The organism is Streptomyces albus subsp. albus, from assembly GCF_000719865.1.
In the GTDB taxonomy this organism is placed as follows: Bacteria; Actinomycetota; Actinomycetes; order Streptomycetales; family Streptomycetaceae; genus Streptomyces; species Streptomyces albus_E.
This window is the reverse complement of record NZ_JOID01000020.1, coordinates 21,535-37,343: the sequence shown is the minus strand read 5'-3', so window position 1 is coordinate 37,343 and position 15,809 is coordinate 21,535. Positions and strand designations below refer to the sequence as shown.

13 protein-coding genes and 1 riboswitch are annotated in these 15,809 nt (G+C 73.0%); of the genes, 9 read left to right on the top strand and 4 right to left on the bottom strand.

Annotated elements, in window-relative coordinates; all coding sequences use genetic code 11:
* Positions 1 to 101: 101 nt before the first annotated feature.
* Both IF83_RS0121220 and IF83_RS0121215 read right to left on the bottom strand, forming a co-directional pair.
* On the bottom strand, positions 102 to 923 hold the full coding sequence (locus IF83_RS0121220; protein WP_394297357.1) for an enhanced serine sensitivity protein SseB: 822 nt from the start codon (positions 921 to 923) through the stop codon (positions 102 to 104).
* 333 nt (positions 924 to 1,256) lie between these two features.
* A complete protein-coding gene (locus IF83_RS0121215; RefSeq protein ID WP_078843703.1) occupies positions 1,257 to 2,030 on the bottom strand; it encodes an AAA family ATPase in 774 nt (257 codons plus the stop codon).
* Between the two features lie 237 nt (positions 2,031 to 2,267).
* Positions 2,268 to 2,373: riboswitch (glycine riboswitch) on the top strand.
* Between the two features lie 180 nt (positions 2,374 to 2,553).
* Between IF83_RS0121215 and gcvT the strand changes: the two genes are divergently transcribed.
* The 8 genes from gcvT (at position 2,554) to IF83_RS0121175 (ending at position 11,979) form a co-directional block, all read left to right on the top strand.
* Entirely contained in the window at positions 2,554 to 3,684 is a 1,131-nt protein-coding gene (gcvT, locus tag IF83_RS0121210) for a glycine cleavage system aminomethyltransferase GcvT (protein ID WP_030546479.1), read from the top strand.
* Between the two features lie 149 nt (positions 3,685 to 3,833).
* The gene (gcvH, locus tag IF83_RS0121205; RefSeq protein ID WP_030546477.1) at positions 3,834 to 4,217 is read left to right on the top strand and encodes a glycine cleavage system protein GcvH; all 384 of its coding nucleotides are present in this window, start codon (positions 3,834 to 3,836) and stop codon (positions 4,215 to 4,217) included.
* Positions 4,218 to 4,249: 32 nt separating this feature from the next.
* On the top strand, positions 4,250 to 5,512 hold the full coding sequence (gene glyA, locus IF83_RS0121200) for a serine hydroxymethyltransferase (protein ID WP_030546474.1): 1,263 nt from the start codon (positions 4,250 to 4,252) through the stop codon (positions 5,510 to 5,512).
* Positions 5,513 to 5,739: 227 nt separating this feature from the next.
* The gene (locus IF83_RS0121195; RefSeq protein ID WP_030546473.1) at positions 5,740 to 7,122 is read left to right on the top strand and encodes an L-serine ammonia-lyase; all 1,383 of its coding nucleotides are present in this window, start codon (positions 5,740 to 5,742) and stop codon (positions 7,120 to 7,122) included.
* Between the two features lie 485 nt (positions 7,123 to 7,607).
* Entirely contained in the window at positions 7,608 to 7,880 is a 273-nt protein-coding gene (locus IF83_RS34920; protein WP_244177148.1) for a hypothetical protein, read from the top strand.
* Positions 7,880 to 8,779 carry a nucleotidyl transferase AbiEii/AbiGii toxin family protein gene (locus IF83_RS0121185; RefSeq protein ID WP_030546469.1) on the top strand — a complete coding sequence of 300 codons (900 nt, stop codon included), beginning with the start codon at positions 7,880 to 7,882 and terminating at the stop codon, positions 8,777 to 8,779. The genes IF83_RS34920 and IF83_RS0121185 overlap by 1 nt, the downstream gene beginning before the upstream one ends.
* Before the next feature lie 413 nt (positions 8,780 to 9,192).
* Complete coding sequence (locus IF83_RS0121180) at positions 9,193 to 10,077, top strand: glycosyltransferase family 2 protein (protein ID WP_030546467.1); 885 nt, start codon at positions 9,193 to 9,195, stop codon at positions 10,075 to 10,077.
* A 189-nt stretch (positions 10,078 to 10,266) separates the two neighbouring features.
* Positions 10,267 to 11,979 (top strand): MFS transporter, encoded by a 1,713-nt coding sequence (locus IF83_RS0121175; protein ID WP_051723086.1) that lies wholly within the window; start codon positions 10,267 to 10,269, stop codon positions 11,977 to 11,979.
* A 24-nt stretch (positions 11,980 to 12,003) separates the two neighbouring features.
* Here the strand turns inward: IF83_RS0121175 and IF83_RS0121170 are convergent, their stop codons facing one another.
* Entirely contained in the window at positions 12,004 to 12,621 is a 618-nt protein-coding gene (locus IF83_RS0121170; RefSeq protein ID WP_030546463.1) for a LysE family translocator, read from the bottom strand.
* Positions 12,622 to 12,805: 184 nt separating this feature from the next.
* Positions 12,806 to 13,306: a hypothetical protein gene (locus tag IF83_RS0121165; RefSeq protein WP_051723078.1), complete on the bottom strand. Its 501-nt coding sequence runs from the start codon at positions 13,304 to 13,306 to the stop codon at positions 12,806 to 12,808.
* 354 nt (positions 13,307 to 13,660) lie between these two features.
* Between IF83_RS0121165 and IF83_RS0121160 the strand changes: the two genes are divergently transcribed.
* Positions 13,661 to 15,790, top strand: a complete 2,130-nt coding sequence (locus tag IF83_RS0121160) for an ATP-binding protein (RefSeq protein WP_244177147.1) — start codon at positions 13,661 to 13,663, stop codon at positions 15,788 to 15,790.
* Positions 15,791 to 15,809 lie beyond the last annotated feature (19 nt).

The window sequence follows — 15,809 nt, the reverse complement described above, 5'->3', positions numbered from 1 at the left end:
GCTTACGGACCGGATGCGGCGGCGCCCGCCGCCCTGTCCGCCGTCCGGGTGTCGCACACCGGCCGTTCCCGGCCTCCGCCGCGCCTGTGTTCGGTGCCGTGTCACCCGGCGGTGTGGAAGGGACGGATCCGCGCGCGCATCCAGTCGGCGACCGGGTCGTGCGCGATGTCCAGCAGCACCATCTGCACGGGCCAGGGCACCGGCACCGCGCCGAGCGCCCGGCCGAGCGCGTCGTGCACCCGGACCCGGTCCTCGGGCTCGCAGCGGGAGAGCTCGACGCCGACGAAGAGCGCCGGCGGGTCGCCCTCGACACTCGCAAGGGTGCGGCGCGCGGTGAGCACGACCCCCGTTGTGGTGAACTCCCCGGCGGCGGCGGCCAGGAAGTCGACCGGTTCGTCCTGCCAGTCCGGCTCGAAGAGCCGCACCCGCCCGCCGGACGGGACGCCGGGCCCGCTCTCGGCGCGGCCGGTACGGCACAGCTCGGCCACGGCGGGCGGGGGCAGCGGCACGCCGACGGAGGTGCCGCCCGGGTTGACGGCGATGCCCAGCTGCGGCGGCAGCCCGCGGGCGAACTCCCGCGCGGGCGCGACGGTGCAGGGCATGTGCGGGCCGGTGCCCCGGAGGAACTCCTCCTCCGAGCTGTAGACGGGGACGCAGGCGATCCCGGCCACGTCCAGGGTCGGCAGGTCCAGATGCGGGCTGGAGGGCCCGCCGCCGTTCGGCAGCGGCACCCAGACCCGGCTGCGGCCGAGCACCTCGATCAGCCGGGCGCCCGCCCCGGGAACCCCAAGGGACGCGGCGAGCACCTCTTCCAGTTCGTTGCGGGGGAACCCGCCGGGCTCGCCGCCGGACCCGCCGGGCGTCCCCGCCGGGGCCGGGGTCCGCTCGTGCTGCTCCGGGATGCTCATGCCGTCGATGCTCATGCCGTCCAACCACGTCTCGTCCGCGCCGCCCGGCGCCGCGGGGCCTGTCTCCCGGACCCCGGCACGGCCGCGCCGGCCGGCCCGCGCGGACGCCGCCGCCACCGCCCGCGGCGGCCGGCGTCATCGGAATCCCGGTAGCAGAACCCTAGCGCCAGCCCACCGGGGTACGGCCAGGGGCCCGGCAGCGCAAAATCCCGCGGATTTCCCGCCGGTTCACCGCGCGTTCCGGGGCGTCCCCCGCCGCCGGGGGCTGTACCCGGCCCGCTTTCCGCCGTGCGGGCGCGTGGACTCAGGGGCTCACGGCGGGGCCGGCCGGCCGGCCCGTGGCGCGGGTCAGCCGAAGCCGATGGTGTCCAGTGCGCTCGCGGAGGTGCGGTCGAGCAGCACCACGGAGACGCAGCCCTCCGGCGCCCGGCCGGCCTCCGCCTCGGCGACCAGCCGTGCCACCGCCCGGCGGTGGCGCGCGAAGGCGTAGCCGGAGACGCCCCGGCCGCGCGAGAGCTGCCCGGCGAGGGCCGTCTCCGGGGAGACGTCCAGCAGCGCCAGGTGCAGGCCGCGGCCCCGGCGCCGGGCGTCGCGCGCCAGCCAGCGGCGCACCCAGGTCAGCGTTCCGCAGTCGTGGACGACGACACTGGCGCCCGAGCGCAGCGCCCGGCGCAGCCCGGCGTAGTGCGCGGCGCGCACCAGCGGGCGGTAGAGGGCGTACGGCAGGGCGGCGGGCAGCCGGCGCTGCCAGCGGTCGCGGGCGTCCTGGGAGTCGATGCGGTGGACCGGCCCGCCACGGGCGTCGAGGGCGGCGGTGGCCCGTTCGATCAGCGTGCTCTTGCCGCTGCCGGGGAGCCCGGAGACGACGAGGACGTCCCCGGCCGGGTAGCGCAGCGCGGACGGCCGGCGGCCGCGCAGATCCGTCTCGGCCGTGTCCGGGCCGGCGGCGGGCGGGCACGCGGACGCCGTCCACTCCCCCGCCGGCGTCTCCGCCGGGGCCCGCCCCGGGGCCTCCGTTCCGGTCTCCGGTCCGGCGGAGGACTCCGCTTCCGCCGCGGCTCCGCGGCCCGCCGACTGCGCGGTCTCCGCTTCCGCCGCGGCCCGCGGCGTGATCGCGTACATCCCCTGGACCCGAACCTGCACCCTGATCGTCCCCCCTCTGTGCGGTCACTGACTCCCGGACTGCCCGCCGGCGCGGCCAGCCTGGCAAGAACGGTGCCGCGTTACAACGTCGATACCCGGTGCGCGGTTCCGCGATGTGCTGATGAGACGGACCCTGCGGACAGGTTCTCCGGTTCCCTCCGGTCCGCTATTCCGCTTCCCGTGCGATGATGACCGCGCCAACTGCATACCGCCGTTCGAATCCGCGCGGGAGAGTCCCCGGTCCGGCCGCCGTGCCGTCCCCGGGGCGCCGAAGGAGCAAGTCCTCCCTTGAATCTCTCAGGCCCCGTACCGCGCGGACGAGGCAAATCTGGAAAGCGGGCCGTCCCTTACGGGGGCGTCCCCACCCAAGGTGCAAGCCGCGACTCCTGGTACGTACCCGTACGCACGGTTGTGGCGAAGCTCTCAGGTTCCATGACAGATGGGGAGACTGTGTTGCCGACGCCGCGCAGAGTCCCGCCACCTTCGTCAGGGAGCCACCGCCATGACCGACGCCCCTCGCCGCACCCCGCTCGACGCGCTGCACCGCTCGCTCGGTGCCTCGATGACCGACTTCGCCGGCTGGGACATGCCGCTGCGCTACGGCAGTGAGCGGGACGAGCACACCGCCGTCCGCACCCGGGCCGGCCTCTTCGACCTCTCCCACATGGGCGAGATCACCGTGACGGGCCCGGAGGCCGGGGAACTGCTGGACTACGCCCTGGTCGGCAATCTCTCCACGCTCGCGGCCGGCCGCGCCCGCTACACCATGATCTGCGAGCCGGGCGGCGGCATCCTCGACGACCTGATCGTCTACCGCCTCGACGCGGAGCGGTACATGGTCGTCGCCAACGCCTCCAACGCCCAGGTGGTGCTGGACGCGCTGACGGAGCGCGCCGGCGGCTTCGACGCGGCGGTGGCGGACGACCGCGAGAACTACGCGCTGATCGCGGTGCAGGGCCCCGAGTCCGCCGGCATCCTCGGCTCGCTCACCGACGCGGACCTGGACGGTCTGAAGTACTACGCCGGGCTGCCCGGCACCGTCGCCGGCGTCCCCGCCCTCATCGCCCGGACCGGCTACACGGGCGAGGACGGCTTCGAGCTCTTCACCGCCCCGGGCGACGCCGAGCCGCTGTGGCGGGCGCTGAGCGAGGCCGGGAAGGACGCCGGTCTGGTCCCCTGCGGCCTGTCCTGCCGGGACACCCTGCGCCTGGAGGCCGGGATGCCGCTCTACGGGCACGAGCTGAGCACCGCCCTCACCCCGTTCGACGCCGGGCTCGGCCGGGTGGTGAAGTTCGACAAGACCACGAACGGCGGGCGCTTCGTCGGCCGCGAGGCCCTGGAGGCCGCCGCGGCGCGCGCCGGGGAGGCCCCGCCGCGGAAGCTCGTCGGCCTGGTCGCCGAGGGCCGCCGGGTGCCGCGCGCCGGCTACGCGGTGGTGGCCGCGGACGGCGGCGGGGTGATCGGCGAGGTCACCTCCGGCGCCCCCTCCCCGACCCTGGGCAAGCCGCTCGCCATGGCGTACGTGGACCCCGCGTACGCCGAGCCGGGCACCCCCGGTGTCGCCGTGGACATCCGCGGCCGCCACGAGCCGTACGAGGTCGTGGCCCTGCCCTTCTACAAGCGGCAGCGCTGAGGCTTCCCGGCCGCCCGGGGATTTCCGGGCGTTCCCCGGCGTCCCCCGGCGTTCCCCGGCGTCGCCGCGTCGTCCCGCTTTTCCCGCCGTCCGTCCCACGTGTCAAGACCCGCGCACGAGCACCTCACCGAATCCAGGAGAATCAGGCCATGAGCAACCCCCAGCAGCTGCGCTACAGCAAGGAGCACGAGTGGCTGACCGCCGCCGAGGAGGGCGTGTCCACTGTGGGCATCACCTCTCACGCGGCCGACGCGCTCGGTGACGTCGTCTACGTCCAGCTTCCGGAGGTCGGCGACACGGTCACCGCGGGCGAACCCTGCGGTGAGCTGGAGTCGACCAAGTCCGTCAGCGACCTGTACGCGCCGGTCTCCGGCGAGATCACCGAGGTCAACCAGGACGTCGTGGACGATCCCGCGCTGGTGAACTCCGCCCCCTACGAGGGCGGCTGGCTGTTCAAGGTGAGGACCGACGAGAGCGCGGGCGAGCCCGAGCTGCTCACCGCGGACGAGTACGCGGCCTTCACCGGCAACTGAAGCCCCTCCCTGCCACCGATCGGGAAGACCTGATGTCGCTTCTCAACGACTCCCTGCACGCAGTCGACCCGGACGTCGCCGCCGCCGTCGACGCCGAACTCGACCGCCAGCAGTCCACCCTGGAAATGATCGCCTCGGAGAACTTCGCGCCGGTCGCGGTGCTGGAGGCCCAGGGTTCGGTCCTGACCAACAAGTACGCCGAGGGTTACCCCGGCCGCCGCTACTACGGCGGCTGCGAGCACGTCGACGTCGTCGAACGGCTGGCCATCGAGCGGATCAAGGAGCTGTTCGGGGCCGAGGCCGCCAACGTCCAGCCGCACTCGGGCGCCCAGGCGAACGCCGCCGCGATGGCCGCCGTGCTCAGCCCCGGGGACACCATCCTGGGCCTGAACCTGGCGCATGGCGGGCACCTCACCCACGGCATGAAGATCAACTTCTCCGGCAAGCTCTACAAGGTGGCCGCCTACCACGTCGACGCCGAGACCGGCCGGGTCGACATGGACGAGGTCGAGCGGCTCGCCAAGGAGGAGCGGCCCAAGCTGATCATCGCGGGCTGGTCCGCCTACCCGCGGCAGCTCGACTTCGCGGCCTTCCGGCGGATCGCGGACGAGGTCGGCGCCTACCTCATGGTGGACATGGCGCACTTCGCCGGCCTGGTCGCCGCGGGCCTGCACCCCTCCCCGGTGCCGCACGCCCACATCGTCACCACCACCACCCACAAGACGCTGGGCGGCCCGCGCGGCGGTGTGATCCTCTCCACGGCCGAACTGGCCAAGAAGATCAACTCCGCGGTCTTCCCCGGCCAGCAGGGCGGCCCGCTGATGCACGTCATCGCGGGCAAGGCCGTGGCCTTCAAGGTCGCGGCGAGCGAGGAGTTCAAGGACCGCCAGCGGCGCACCCTCGCCGGCTCGAAGATCCTGGCGGAGCGGCTGCTGGCCGAGGACGTCACCGCGGCCGGCGTCTCCGTCCTCTCCGGCGGCACGGACGTCCACCTCGTCCTGGTGGACCTGCGGAACTCCGAGCTGGACGGGCAGCAGGCCGAGGACCGCCTCCACGAGGTCGGCATCACGGTCAACCGCAACGCCGTCCCGAACGACCCGCGCCCCCCGATGGTCACCTCCGGCCTGCGGATCGGCACCCCGGCGCTCGCCACCCGCGGCTTCGGCGACGACGACTTCCGCGAGGTCGCCGACATCATCGCCGAGGCGCTCAAGCCGAGCTACGACGCCGAGGCGCTGCGCGCCCGGGTCTCCGCCCTGACGGTGAAGCACCCGCTGTACCCCGGGCTCAAGTAGCCCGCGCTCCACGGCCCGCCCCACCGGCGGGCCGTGGAGTGGCACGGGGCGGAAGCGCATGGCACAACCTGCCCGGTTCGCGCCCCGTACACGATCTCCCGCGGCTCCTCACCCCTCGTGCCGCCCACCGCCCCACCCCACCCGCACCGCCGTCCGGCCCCCTCACCCCGTGGACCGCCGGGCGGCCCGTTTCCCCGCCACCGCGGGGATGATCCGGGAGTACCGCCGTGGCCATCTCCGTCTTCGATCTCTTCTCGATCGGCATCGGGCCGTCCAGTTCCCACACCGTGGGCCCGATGCGGGCCGCACGCATGTTCGTCCGGCGGCTGAAGCGGGAGGGACTGCTGGACGAGACGGCGTCCGTCCGCGCCGAACTGTTCGGCTCCCTCGGCGCCACCGGCCACGGCCACGGCACCCCCAAGGCCGTGCTGCTCGGCCTGGAGGGCCACTCGCCCCGCACGGTGGACGTGGAGCGGGCCGACGACGAGATCGCCCGCATCCGCTCCACGCGGCGGCTGCGGCTCCTGGCCGCCGAGGCCGGGGACGCCCACGAGATCGGCTTCGACGAGTCCTCCCAGCTCGTCCTGCACCGGCGCCGCTCGCTCCCGTACCACGCCAACGGCATGACGCTCACCGCCGCGGACACCGGGGGCCGGGCCCTGCTGGAGAAGACGTACTACTCCGTCGGCGGCGGCTTCGTCGTGGACGAGGACGCGGTGGGCGAGGACCGGATCAAGCCGGACGACACCGTCCTCAAGTACCCCTTCCGCACCGGCGACGAACTGCTGCGCCTCGCGCGCGAGACCGGCCTGTCCATCGCCGCCCTCATGATGGAGAACGAGAAGGCCTGGCGGACGGAGGAGGAGATCCGCGCGGGCCTGCTGGAGATCTGGCGGGTCATGCGGGCCTGCGTGGACCGCGGCCTGTCCCGGGAGGGCATCCTGCCCGGCGGCCTCAAGGTCCGCCGCCGCGCCGCCAACTCGGCCCGCCAGCTCCGCGCCGAGGGCGACGCGGAGGCCCGGGCCATGGAGTGGATCACCCTCTACGCGATGGCGGTCAACGAGGAGAACGCCGCGGGCGGGCGCGTCGTCACCGCCCCGACCAACGGCGCGGCGGGCATCATCCCGGCCGTCCTGCACTACTACACGCGGTTCGTGCCGGGCGCCGACGACGAGGGTGTCGTCCGCTTCCTGCTGGCCGCCGGGGCCATCGGGATGCTCTTCAAGGAGAACGCCTCGATCTCCGGCGCGGAGGTCGGCTGCCAGGGCGAGGTCGGATCGGCCTGCTCGATGGCCGCGGGCGGCCTCGCGGAGGTCCTGGGCGGCAGCCCGGAGCAGGTCGAGAACGCCGCCGAGATCGGCATGGAGCACAACCTCGGCCTGACCTGCGACCCGGTCGGCGGCCTCGTCCAGATCCCGTGCATCGAGCGGAACGGCATGGCCGCCGTGAAGGCGGTCACGGCGGCCCGCATGGCCCTGCGGGGCGACGGCCGCCACCACGTCTCCCTGGACAAGGTCATCAAGACCATGAAGGACACCGGCGCCGACATGAAGGTCAAGTACAAGGAGACCGCCCGGGGCGGCCTGGCGGTGAACGTCATCGAGTGCTGAGGAGTCGGCCCCGACCGGCGCGCCCGAAACCCGCCACCGGTAAGCCCCCTGCCTCCGGCCACAGTTCGGCGCCGAGGGGCCCAGTACACCACTCATGTATCAAATCGCCCCCCTCAACAATTGGCAGGGGTACACTTTGATACATGAACCCCGCAGCAGGTCCGCGCTGCCAACAACGGCTGGCGACGCTCCCTCCCACCTTCACGACCGCCCAGGCACGCCAGGCATTGCTCTCGTCCCGCGACCTGGCGTCCTTGGTCACGGACGGAGATGTGGACGAGCTCACGCGTGGCGTCTATCGGCGGGCGGACGCACCGGAGACCGCTCACACGGACCTCCTGGCCGTTTGCAGACGGGCGCCTCGCGCTGTCGTATGTGGGGAGTCAGCCCTGGCTCTCCATGAGCTGATCGACGACATCCCCAGTGCGGTACACATCGCAGTCCCACGCGGCTCACGCCGTCCCGCCATCTCTTACCCCCCGACCGTGGTGGCGCAGTACTCGGCGGAGACCTTCGATCTTGGCGTCGAACCCTTCGAGGCTGCTCCGGGAGAGGTCATCCCCACGTACAGTGCCGCCCGCAGTGTCGTCGACGCGATGCGCCACCGCGGCAGGATCGGCGAGAGCCTGGCCCTGTCCGCACTCGGCCGTTACGTGCGGCGCAGTGGGCGGAGCGGAGTCGGCGAGCTCCAGCACATCGCCCGTGAACTGGGCGCGCTCTCCGTGATCCGCCCCGCAGTAGAGGCGGTGCTCGCCTGATGGTCAATCCGACCCGCGACACCGCCGCTGGCCGCGTCTACAACGACCTGCGCAACCTGGCTCGCCGCAGCGGCCGTTCCACGGATGAGGTCATGGTCGAGTACGTACTCGAACGCTTTCTCTACCGCCTGGCGACGTCTCCACTCGGCGGCAAGCACTTCGTCCTCAAGGGCGGTCTCCTGCTTGCCCAGTTCGGCGCCCGCCGGATGACCCGCGACATCGACATCCTCGGCCGCGCGTTCCCCGGCGAGGAAACCGAGATCATCCGACGGATCGCCGCCATCGCTGCCACAGAGGTCGACGACGGCGTGGCGTTCGACTGCAGCACACTCAAGACTGTGCCCATCCGGGAGGAGGACGAGTACCACGGTCTGCGGCTGTCCATGGCCGCTTCGATCGCCCGGGCACGTCTCAAGCTCCAACTGGACGTCAGCTTCGGCGACCCCGTCACCCCGGGTCCTCGGACCATCGACTACCCCCAGCAGCTCGCTCCGGGGAGTTTCCAGCTTTTCGGCTACCCGCTCACCACCGTCATCGCCGAGAAGCTCTCGACTGCGATCTCGCTCGGCGACCTCAACACCCGCGACCGGGACTACGCGGATCTCTATCGTCTGCTGACCCTGAACAACCTCGACGGCGAGGAACTCGCCACGGCACTGACCGCCACGGCCGCGCACCGCGGTATCGAGCTGAGACCGCTCAGCTCCGTGATCACCGGACTCGCTGAGCGCCGCCAGTCCTCATACGCCGCTTGGCGCCGTCGGCAGAAGCCGTCCCAGGGCGGATATCCGGAACACTTCACCGATGTGGTCAACCTCGTCGTCGCCTTCGCGGACCCCCTCCTCACGGGTACGGTCATCACAGGCTCCTGGAACAGCTCAGCCACCATGTGGGTGTGATCCTGTGAATGCGCGCGGCGCTGCGACGTCCCGTTGCCCAAGCGGCTGCTCCCGGGGGTTCTCCGCCGGCCGGCAGGGCCGGACCTCGGCTGTGAGCCGGTCCATCGCCGCCTGCTTCTCCTCAGCCGACCGCATCGGCAGGCCGGCCGCCTCCCGCCGCTCCCGCGCGCGGCGCTTCGTCTCCTCCCAGCCCACGGTGGTCATGAGTACTCCCTGGTCTCGGGTGTGTGCAGACGCGCCTTGTACCGCTTCTCGGCAAGCGGGATGTCACAGTCTTGAGGCGACCGCCGGCCTGCCGGCGGAGAGTCCGAGCGCTGACCTCCGCACCAGTGACCGTTCGCACAACGGGCCGAGAGGGCCGCGGTGAGCGGCTACGATCACGGGCACCGCTGCCGACGCCTGGAGTGCCCGTCTTGTCCGAACCGCGCCTGGGTGTCGCCATCGTGACCATGGGGAACCGCCCCCGGGAGCTGGACGCCCTCCTGGCATCCGTGGCCAAGCAGGACGTGGCTCCGGTCCGTCTCGTCGTCGTGGGCAACGGCACGCCACTCCCGGAGTTCCCCGCTTACCCGGGCGAGGTGACCGCCGTCGAACTCGACGAGAACCTCGGCTGCCCCGGGGGCCGGAACGTCGCCCTGCGCCGGCTGCGGGAGTTCGGCGACGTGGACGTCGCCGTCGAGCTGGACGACGACGGGCTACTGGTCGACCCCGGTGTCTTCCGCACGGTGCGCGACCTGTTCGCCGCCGACCCCCGCCTCGGCATCATCGGCTTCCGCATCGCCGACGAGACCGGCGAGACCCAGCGCCGCCACGTCCCCCGGCTGCGGGCCGGTGATCCGATGCGCGGCGGCCCGGTGACCGCGTTCCTCGGCGGCGGCCACGCCTTCTCGATGCGCATGCTGGCGGAGACCGGCGACTGGCCCGCGGAGTTCTTCTTCACCCACGAGGAGACGGACCTCGCCTGGCGCGCCCTCGACGCCGGCTGGACGATCCGCTACGAGCCGGAGCTGCTGCTCCAGCACCCGAAGACCTCCCCGGCCCGGCACGCGGTCTACTACCGGATGACCGCCCGCAACCGCGTCTGGCTCGCCCGTCGCCGGCTGCCGCTTCCGCTGATCCCCGTCTACCTGGGCGTCTGGACGCTGCTCACCCTGGCCCGCACCCGCTCAGCGGCCGGGCTGCGGGCCTGGGCGGCCGGCTTTCTGGAGGGCTGGCGCACCCCGTGCGGCGAGCGGCGCCCGATGCGCTGGCGCACCGTCCGGCTGATGACCCGGCTGGGCCGTCCGCCGGTCCTCTGAGGCAGCCGTATCCCGGCGCGACGTCACCGGGATGAACGCCGAGCGATGCGCTCCCGGCGGGCCCGTCGCGGCGCGGCTTCCGCGCGACGGGGTGCGCCAACACCCCTGGCGACGTGGCCCTTTGCCATCACCGCCCGGCCCGTCATAGCGTTCGAAGCTGCTCGAACGACGGTCCGACGGGGGATGGACATGACCGAACACGTTCCAGTGGCCGCGGGGGCGGACGCGGAAGCGGACGCGCGCCGACGGCGGCGGCGCGAGGGGAACACGCTGCTCGCGGCCATGCTGACCAATGGCCCGAACGAACTCATCGATTTCGTCCTGCCGTTGTGGGCCGGGGCGGCCATCGGGCTGAGCGCCACCGAGGTCGGCGTGCTGCTGGCCGTCGAGATGGTCTTGTCGATGGTCTTCCGGCCGGTCGCCGGTGTGCTGGCCGACACGTTCGAGCGCCGGTACGTGGCCGCGGCGGGAGCCGCGCTCTACGGCGTCTCGGCCGCCGGCTACGCCCTCGCGCAGAGTGCCCCCGTCGCCTACGCGGCCGCCGCCGTCGGCGGTGTGGGGGGCGCGCTGCTGTGGGTGAGCGTCCGGGCGATCATCAGCGAACGGCTCGCGGAGGACTCCGCTGTCTTCCCCCGGCTGCTGTCCTCCCAGGAGACCGGCGCCTGGGTGGCGTTCATCGCCGGTATGACGCTGATCGGCCTCATCGACTACACCGGGGTCTTCCTCGCCTGCGCGGCGGCGTGCGCGGCGGCCGCGGTGCTGCTGCTGGTCTCGCCCCGGCGGCCCGGGCACCCGAGGGCCGGCGCGGACGGAGAGACGGCGGAGGGAGAAGTGGCGGAGGGCACGGCCGCGGCGGGTCTCGGCGCCGTGGGACGCAAGCTGCGGCCCATGCTGCTCGCCGTGGTGCTGACGATGACGGCCGAGTCCGCCGTCTCCCTGCTGCTGCTCCTGCACCTGCAGCGCGGCTTCGACCTGGAAATCGGCGAGATCGCCTTCGTGTTCCTGCCCGGCGCCATCGCCATGAGCGTCGCCGCCGAACACCTGCACAGGTATGTGGTGCGGTTCGGCCGCTCCCGGGTGCTCATGGCCGCCTCGCTCTCCAGCGCGGGCTTCGCCATCGGGCTGGCGTGGGCGCCCAGTCCCCTCGTGATCGCGGGACTGTGGATCCTCAGCGGGCTGGCCTGGGCGGCCGTCATCCCGATCGGGCAGGCGGTGATCGCCGAGGCGTCGGGCGAACAGGCCGGGCGCGGGATGGGGGTGTACGAATCGGCGCGCCTGCTGGGGGCCCTGACCGGGTCGCTGGCGGCGGGCGTGCTCTACGACAGCGCCGACTGGGCCGCCGCCTGCCTCGTCGCGGCGGTGCCCCTGCTGGCGGGCGCGGTGGTCGTGCCGCGCGCCGTGCGGAGGCTCGGGGTCGCGGATGTCCCGCCCCCGGCGCCGGAGCGGCCGGGACGGCCGGAGAAGCCGCAGGCGTCGGCAGCGGCGGACGGTGCGTCCGGAGCGGAGAGCCGGGCGGAGACGGACACCGGGACGACGGCGGCGGCGACGACGCGGAAACCCCAGCAGAAGGAGAACCAGCAGAAGGAGAAGGGGAAGCAGAAGACCCCCCGGCAGATCCGGCGCGAACTCGGCCTGCACGCCGCGCTGTTCGCGGCGGCCCAGCTCGTCCTGCTCGTCGTCGGCCTGTCCTGGCTGAAGGACCTGCTCACCGGGGACTTCGGCGAACTGCTGCTCAGCGGCGGCAGAGTGCAGGGCTCGCCCGTCACCGGCCTGCTCTACGGCGCGGGCCGGCTGTGGACGTTCATCCTGATCGGCGACGCCCTCTGGCAGGGCGGCAAGCTTCTCCTCCTGGCGCTCCGCCGCCCCTCCCCGGAAAGCCCGTCCCGCCCCTCCGGGGACTGAGCCCGGCCGGGGGCGGGACCGTGGTCACCTGTTGCCGCTGAAGGCCAACTGGGCCCCGATGCCGACGAACGCGGCGGCGAAGGTGCGACGCATCCAGGCAAGCACCTTCGGACGAGTGATCACATGGTCCCGGACGGCCGCGGCGAAGAGCCCGTACAGGACGAAGACCACGAACGTCATCACCATGAACACCGCGCTCAGTTCCAGCATGTGCGGAAGGGTGTTCGCCGCGTTCACCGGAACGAACTGCGGCAGGAACGCCAGGAAGAAGATGGACAGTTTGGGGTTGAGGACGTTGATGAGCACGGCCGTGCCCGTGGTGCGCAGCGCCGACCGCTTCTCCTCCCCCGGCTCGGCCGGGGTGAGCGTGCCCCGCTCCCGCAAGGTCTTCCAGGCCATGTAGAGGAGGTAGGCCACTCCCAGGTACTTGAAGGTCTGGAAGACGACCGCGCTGGTGTGCAGGATCGCGGCCAGCCCGGCGACCGCGGCCGCGAGATGGGGCACGATCCCGAGCGTGCAGCCGAAGGCGGCCACCACGCTCTGGCGGAAGCCCCGGTACAGCCCGGTGGCGATGGTGTAGAGCGCCCCCGTGCCGGGTGACACCACGATGACGAACGACGTGATCAGGAATTCGGGACTCATCGGCACACGCCTCGTTTCTCCGGAGGGCCACGGCGGATGACGGCCGTCCCGCGCGGGGATTCGCGTCTCCGGGCGGCTGGGCACCACGCAGGCTACCGACCGCTTGCCCCCGGTCGGACCATCACCGCGTAACAGAAAAGGCGGATTCCGGACGGTCCCGGCCCGGGAGCCGGGGCCGGAACGGTCAGGCGGGCGGAGGCGGCGGGATCGGGTCCGCACCCGCGCCGCCGGCCGACGGGGGCGGGTGCGGGGTCCCCAAGGTGACGGAACCGTGGAAGTCCCGGCCTTGGATGACGGCTCCGTGCACGGTGGCGCCCCGGATCTCGTTGTGCACCGCGGTCTCAGGGTGTCCGGCCGGGGCCAGTTCGTCCAGGAGCCGCCGGAGCGTCGCGGCGGCCTCCGGGTCGGCGTGCAGCAGCGCCCGCAGCCGCATCCGCCACATCGCCTCGATCCCGGCAGCCACCGTCCCGTCCCCGTCGGCCCGGGCCTCCTCCAACTCCTGCCGTGACGACTCCAGTTCCTCCTCCATGGAGGTCGTCACGGAGGAACCGGGCGGGTCAGGTGGCCCGGTCCGTCCGAGCAGCGCCGCCACCCGTGTCTTCGTCTGGGCCCAGGCGTCGGTCACCATGGCTCCCACCAGGGCGGCGGCTCCGGAAGCGGCCAGGGCGGCAAGTTCGGGTTCCATCGGTCTCCCCTCCAGCGCGTACACCGAGAGTCCCACACCGGGGGAAACCGGACTGTTTCACAACAGACCCCGGCTGCTCCCGAGCCTCCCGCGCCGGGATCGGTCACTCCCCTGAGCAGGGCGAACCGGGTTCCGGCCGGGGGCACGGCTGCAGACGGCTCCGGTGTACATACGCAGAACTCGCCGCGCGAGGTCCGCCGACAGGACTGATTTCCCTGCGAACGCGCCAGGATCAGAGGAGGAGTTGCCGGCGGACGGCCGATGACGGGGGGCGTCATGACGGGCAGAGGGCTGGGGCGGCACCACGGCGAAGGCTCGGAGGCCGAAGACGCCCGGAGTACCGGGAACGCCGGTGTGCGGAACGATCTCGGGGGAACGGTCCACGGACCGAGCGTGCAGGTCGGTGCCGTCCACGGCGACATCCGCCTGCTCGGCGCTCCGTCCGGGAGCACCAGCCCTCCCCGGCAACTGCCGCCGGTGAGCCGGGTGGCGAACCGGGAGAGCGAGTTGAGGGCCCTGGACCGGTTCAGGGAGCGGGCCATACGCGGCGAGGGGCCCACGGCCGTGACGATCTCCGGGCTGGGAGGGGTCGGCAAGACCGCCCTGGCGCTGCACTGGCTGCACGGCATCCGTTCGACGGTGCCGGACGGCCAGCTCTTCGCCGGGCTGGGGGCGCAGTCGCCGGACGGCCCGGCCCACCCCGGAACGGTGCTGGGCATGTTCCTGCGGGCCCTGGGTGTGCCCGCCGAGGGCGTTCCCGCGGAGACGGAGGAGAGACTCGGGCTCTACCGTTCCCTCACCGCCGGCCGGCGGCTGGCGGTGCTGCTGGACGATGCGGTTTCTGCGGCGCAGGTACGGCCGCTGCTGCCGAGTGGGACCTGCCTCGCGGTGGTGACGAGCCGCTGGCGGCTTCCGGGCCTCTCGGTGGACGGCTGTCTTTCCATGGGTCTCGACCCGCTGGGGGCGGACGCCGCTGTCGAACTGCTGGCGTCCACCCTGGGCGACGGGCGGGTGAGGGACGAACCGGCCGAGGCCCGGGCCCTGGCGGGGCTCTGCGCCGGGCTGCCTCTGGCCGTCCGCGTGGTGGGCGCCCGCCTCGCCGCCCGCCCCGGACGCCCGCTCCGGGCCATGGTGCGGGCTCTGTCGGACGAGCACAGCCGATTGGACGCCATGACCATTGAGGACGACCACAGCGTGCGCGCCGCTCTCGATCTGTCCCACCGGGCCCTGACCGGTCCGGCCGCACGCCTGTACCGGCTGCTCGCTCTGCATCCCGGCGCGGACTTCGGTGTGAACGCGGCCCGTGCCCTCTCCGCCGGCCCGCCCGGCGAGGCCCCGGCTGGTGACATCCTGGACCTTCTCGACCAACTGCTCGACGCGAACCTGCTGTTCGGGACCGGTGAGGAGCGCTACCGCCTGCACGATCTGGTGCGGCTGCACGCCCGTGGCCTGTTGGAGACCGAGCACGAGCCGGAGGACCGGGAACGGGCGCTGCGACGGCTCCTCGACCACTACCTCGCCTCGGCCACCGCGGCCGAATGCGTGCTCGACCCGCATCACCGCTCGCTGCCGCGGACCTACGGACCGGGCCAGCCGGTCGCCGAGGACTTCCACGGGGACCCGCGGGCCGCCCTGGACTGGCTGGAGCGCGAACACGGCAATCTGATGGCCGCCATCGGGCTCGCGCGCAAGGCGGACGTACCGGCGGTCGCTTGGCAGCTGGCTGACGCGATGTGGCCGCTGTTCACCCGGCGGAAGCACTACGAGTCCTGGCGGGCGGCCCACCGGGAAGGGCTTGCCGCGGCCCGGACCTGCGGGGACCGGGCGGCCCAGTGCCGGATGCTCACCTCGGGCGGGCTGGGGGAGCTCGACACCGGCGGGCACGCCCGCGCGTTGGAGATGTTCAACGAGGCCGCACGGCTGTTCCGCGAGAGCGGCGACGCCCTGGGGCACGCCCGCACACTCAACTACCGGGGGCTGGCCTGTCTCGGACTTGGCCGACTCGACGAAGCGGCCGGATTCTTCCGGCGCGCCGCGGAGGAGTGCCCGCGGCACGGCGACCGCCGCGCCGGGGGCCTGGCGTCTCTCAACCTCGCCGACACGTCCCTGAGAAGAGGGGATTCCGAGCCCGCGGTCACTCATGCCTCCCGCGCGCACGAAGTCCTGGCGGAGGAAGGCGACCCGTACAACGCGGCCCGTGCGGGCATCCTGCTCGGCCGCGCGCTCACAGGGCTCGGCCGGGCGGAGGAAGCCGGGGAACGTCTGCGCCGGGCGGTCGCCGCACTGCGCGAGAGCCAGGCCGGTTACGAACTGGCGCGTGCGCTGGAGGCACTGGGAGAGCTCGCGGAACACCTCGGACAGAACGGTACGGCCCGCAGCCGCTACGCCGAGGCTCTGGAGCACTACGACAGGCTCGCGGTTCCGGCCGCCGGCGCCCTGCGCGCGCGGTTGGGTCGGCTCGGCGGCCCGCCCTCCGGCCCGTAGCATCACCGGCGGGAGGGGC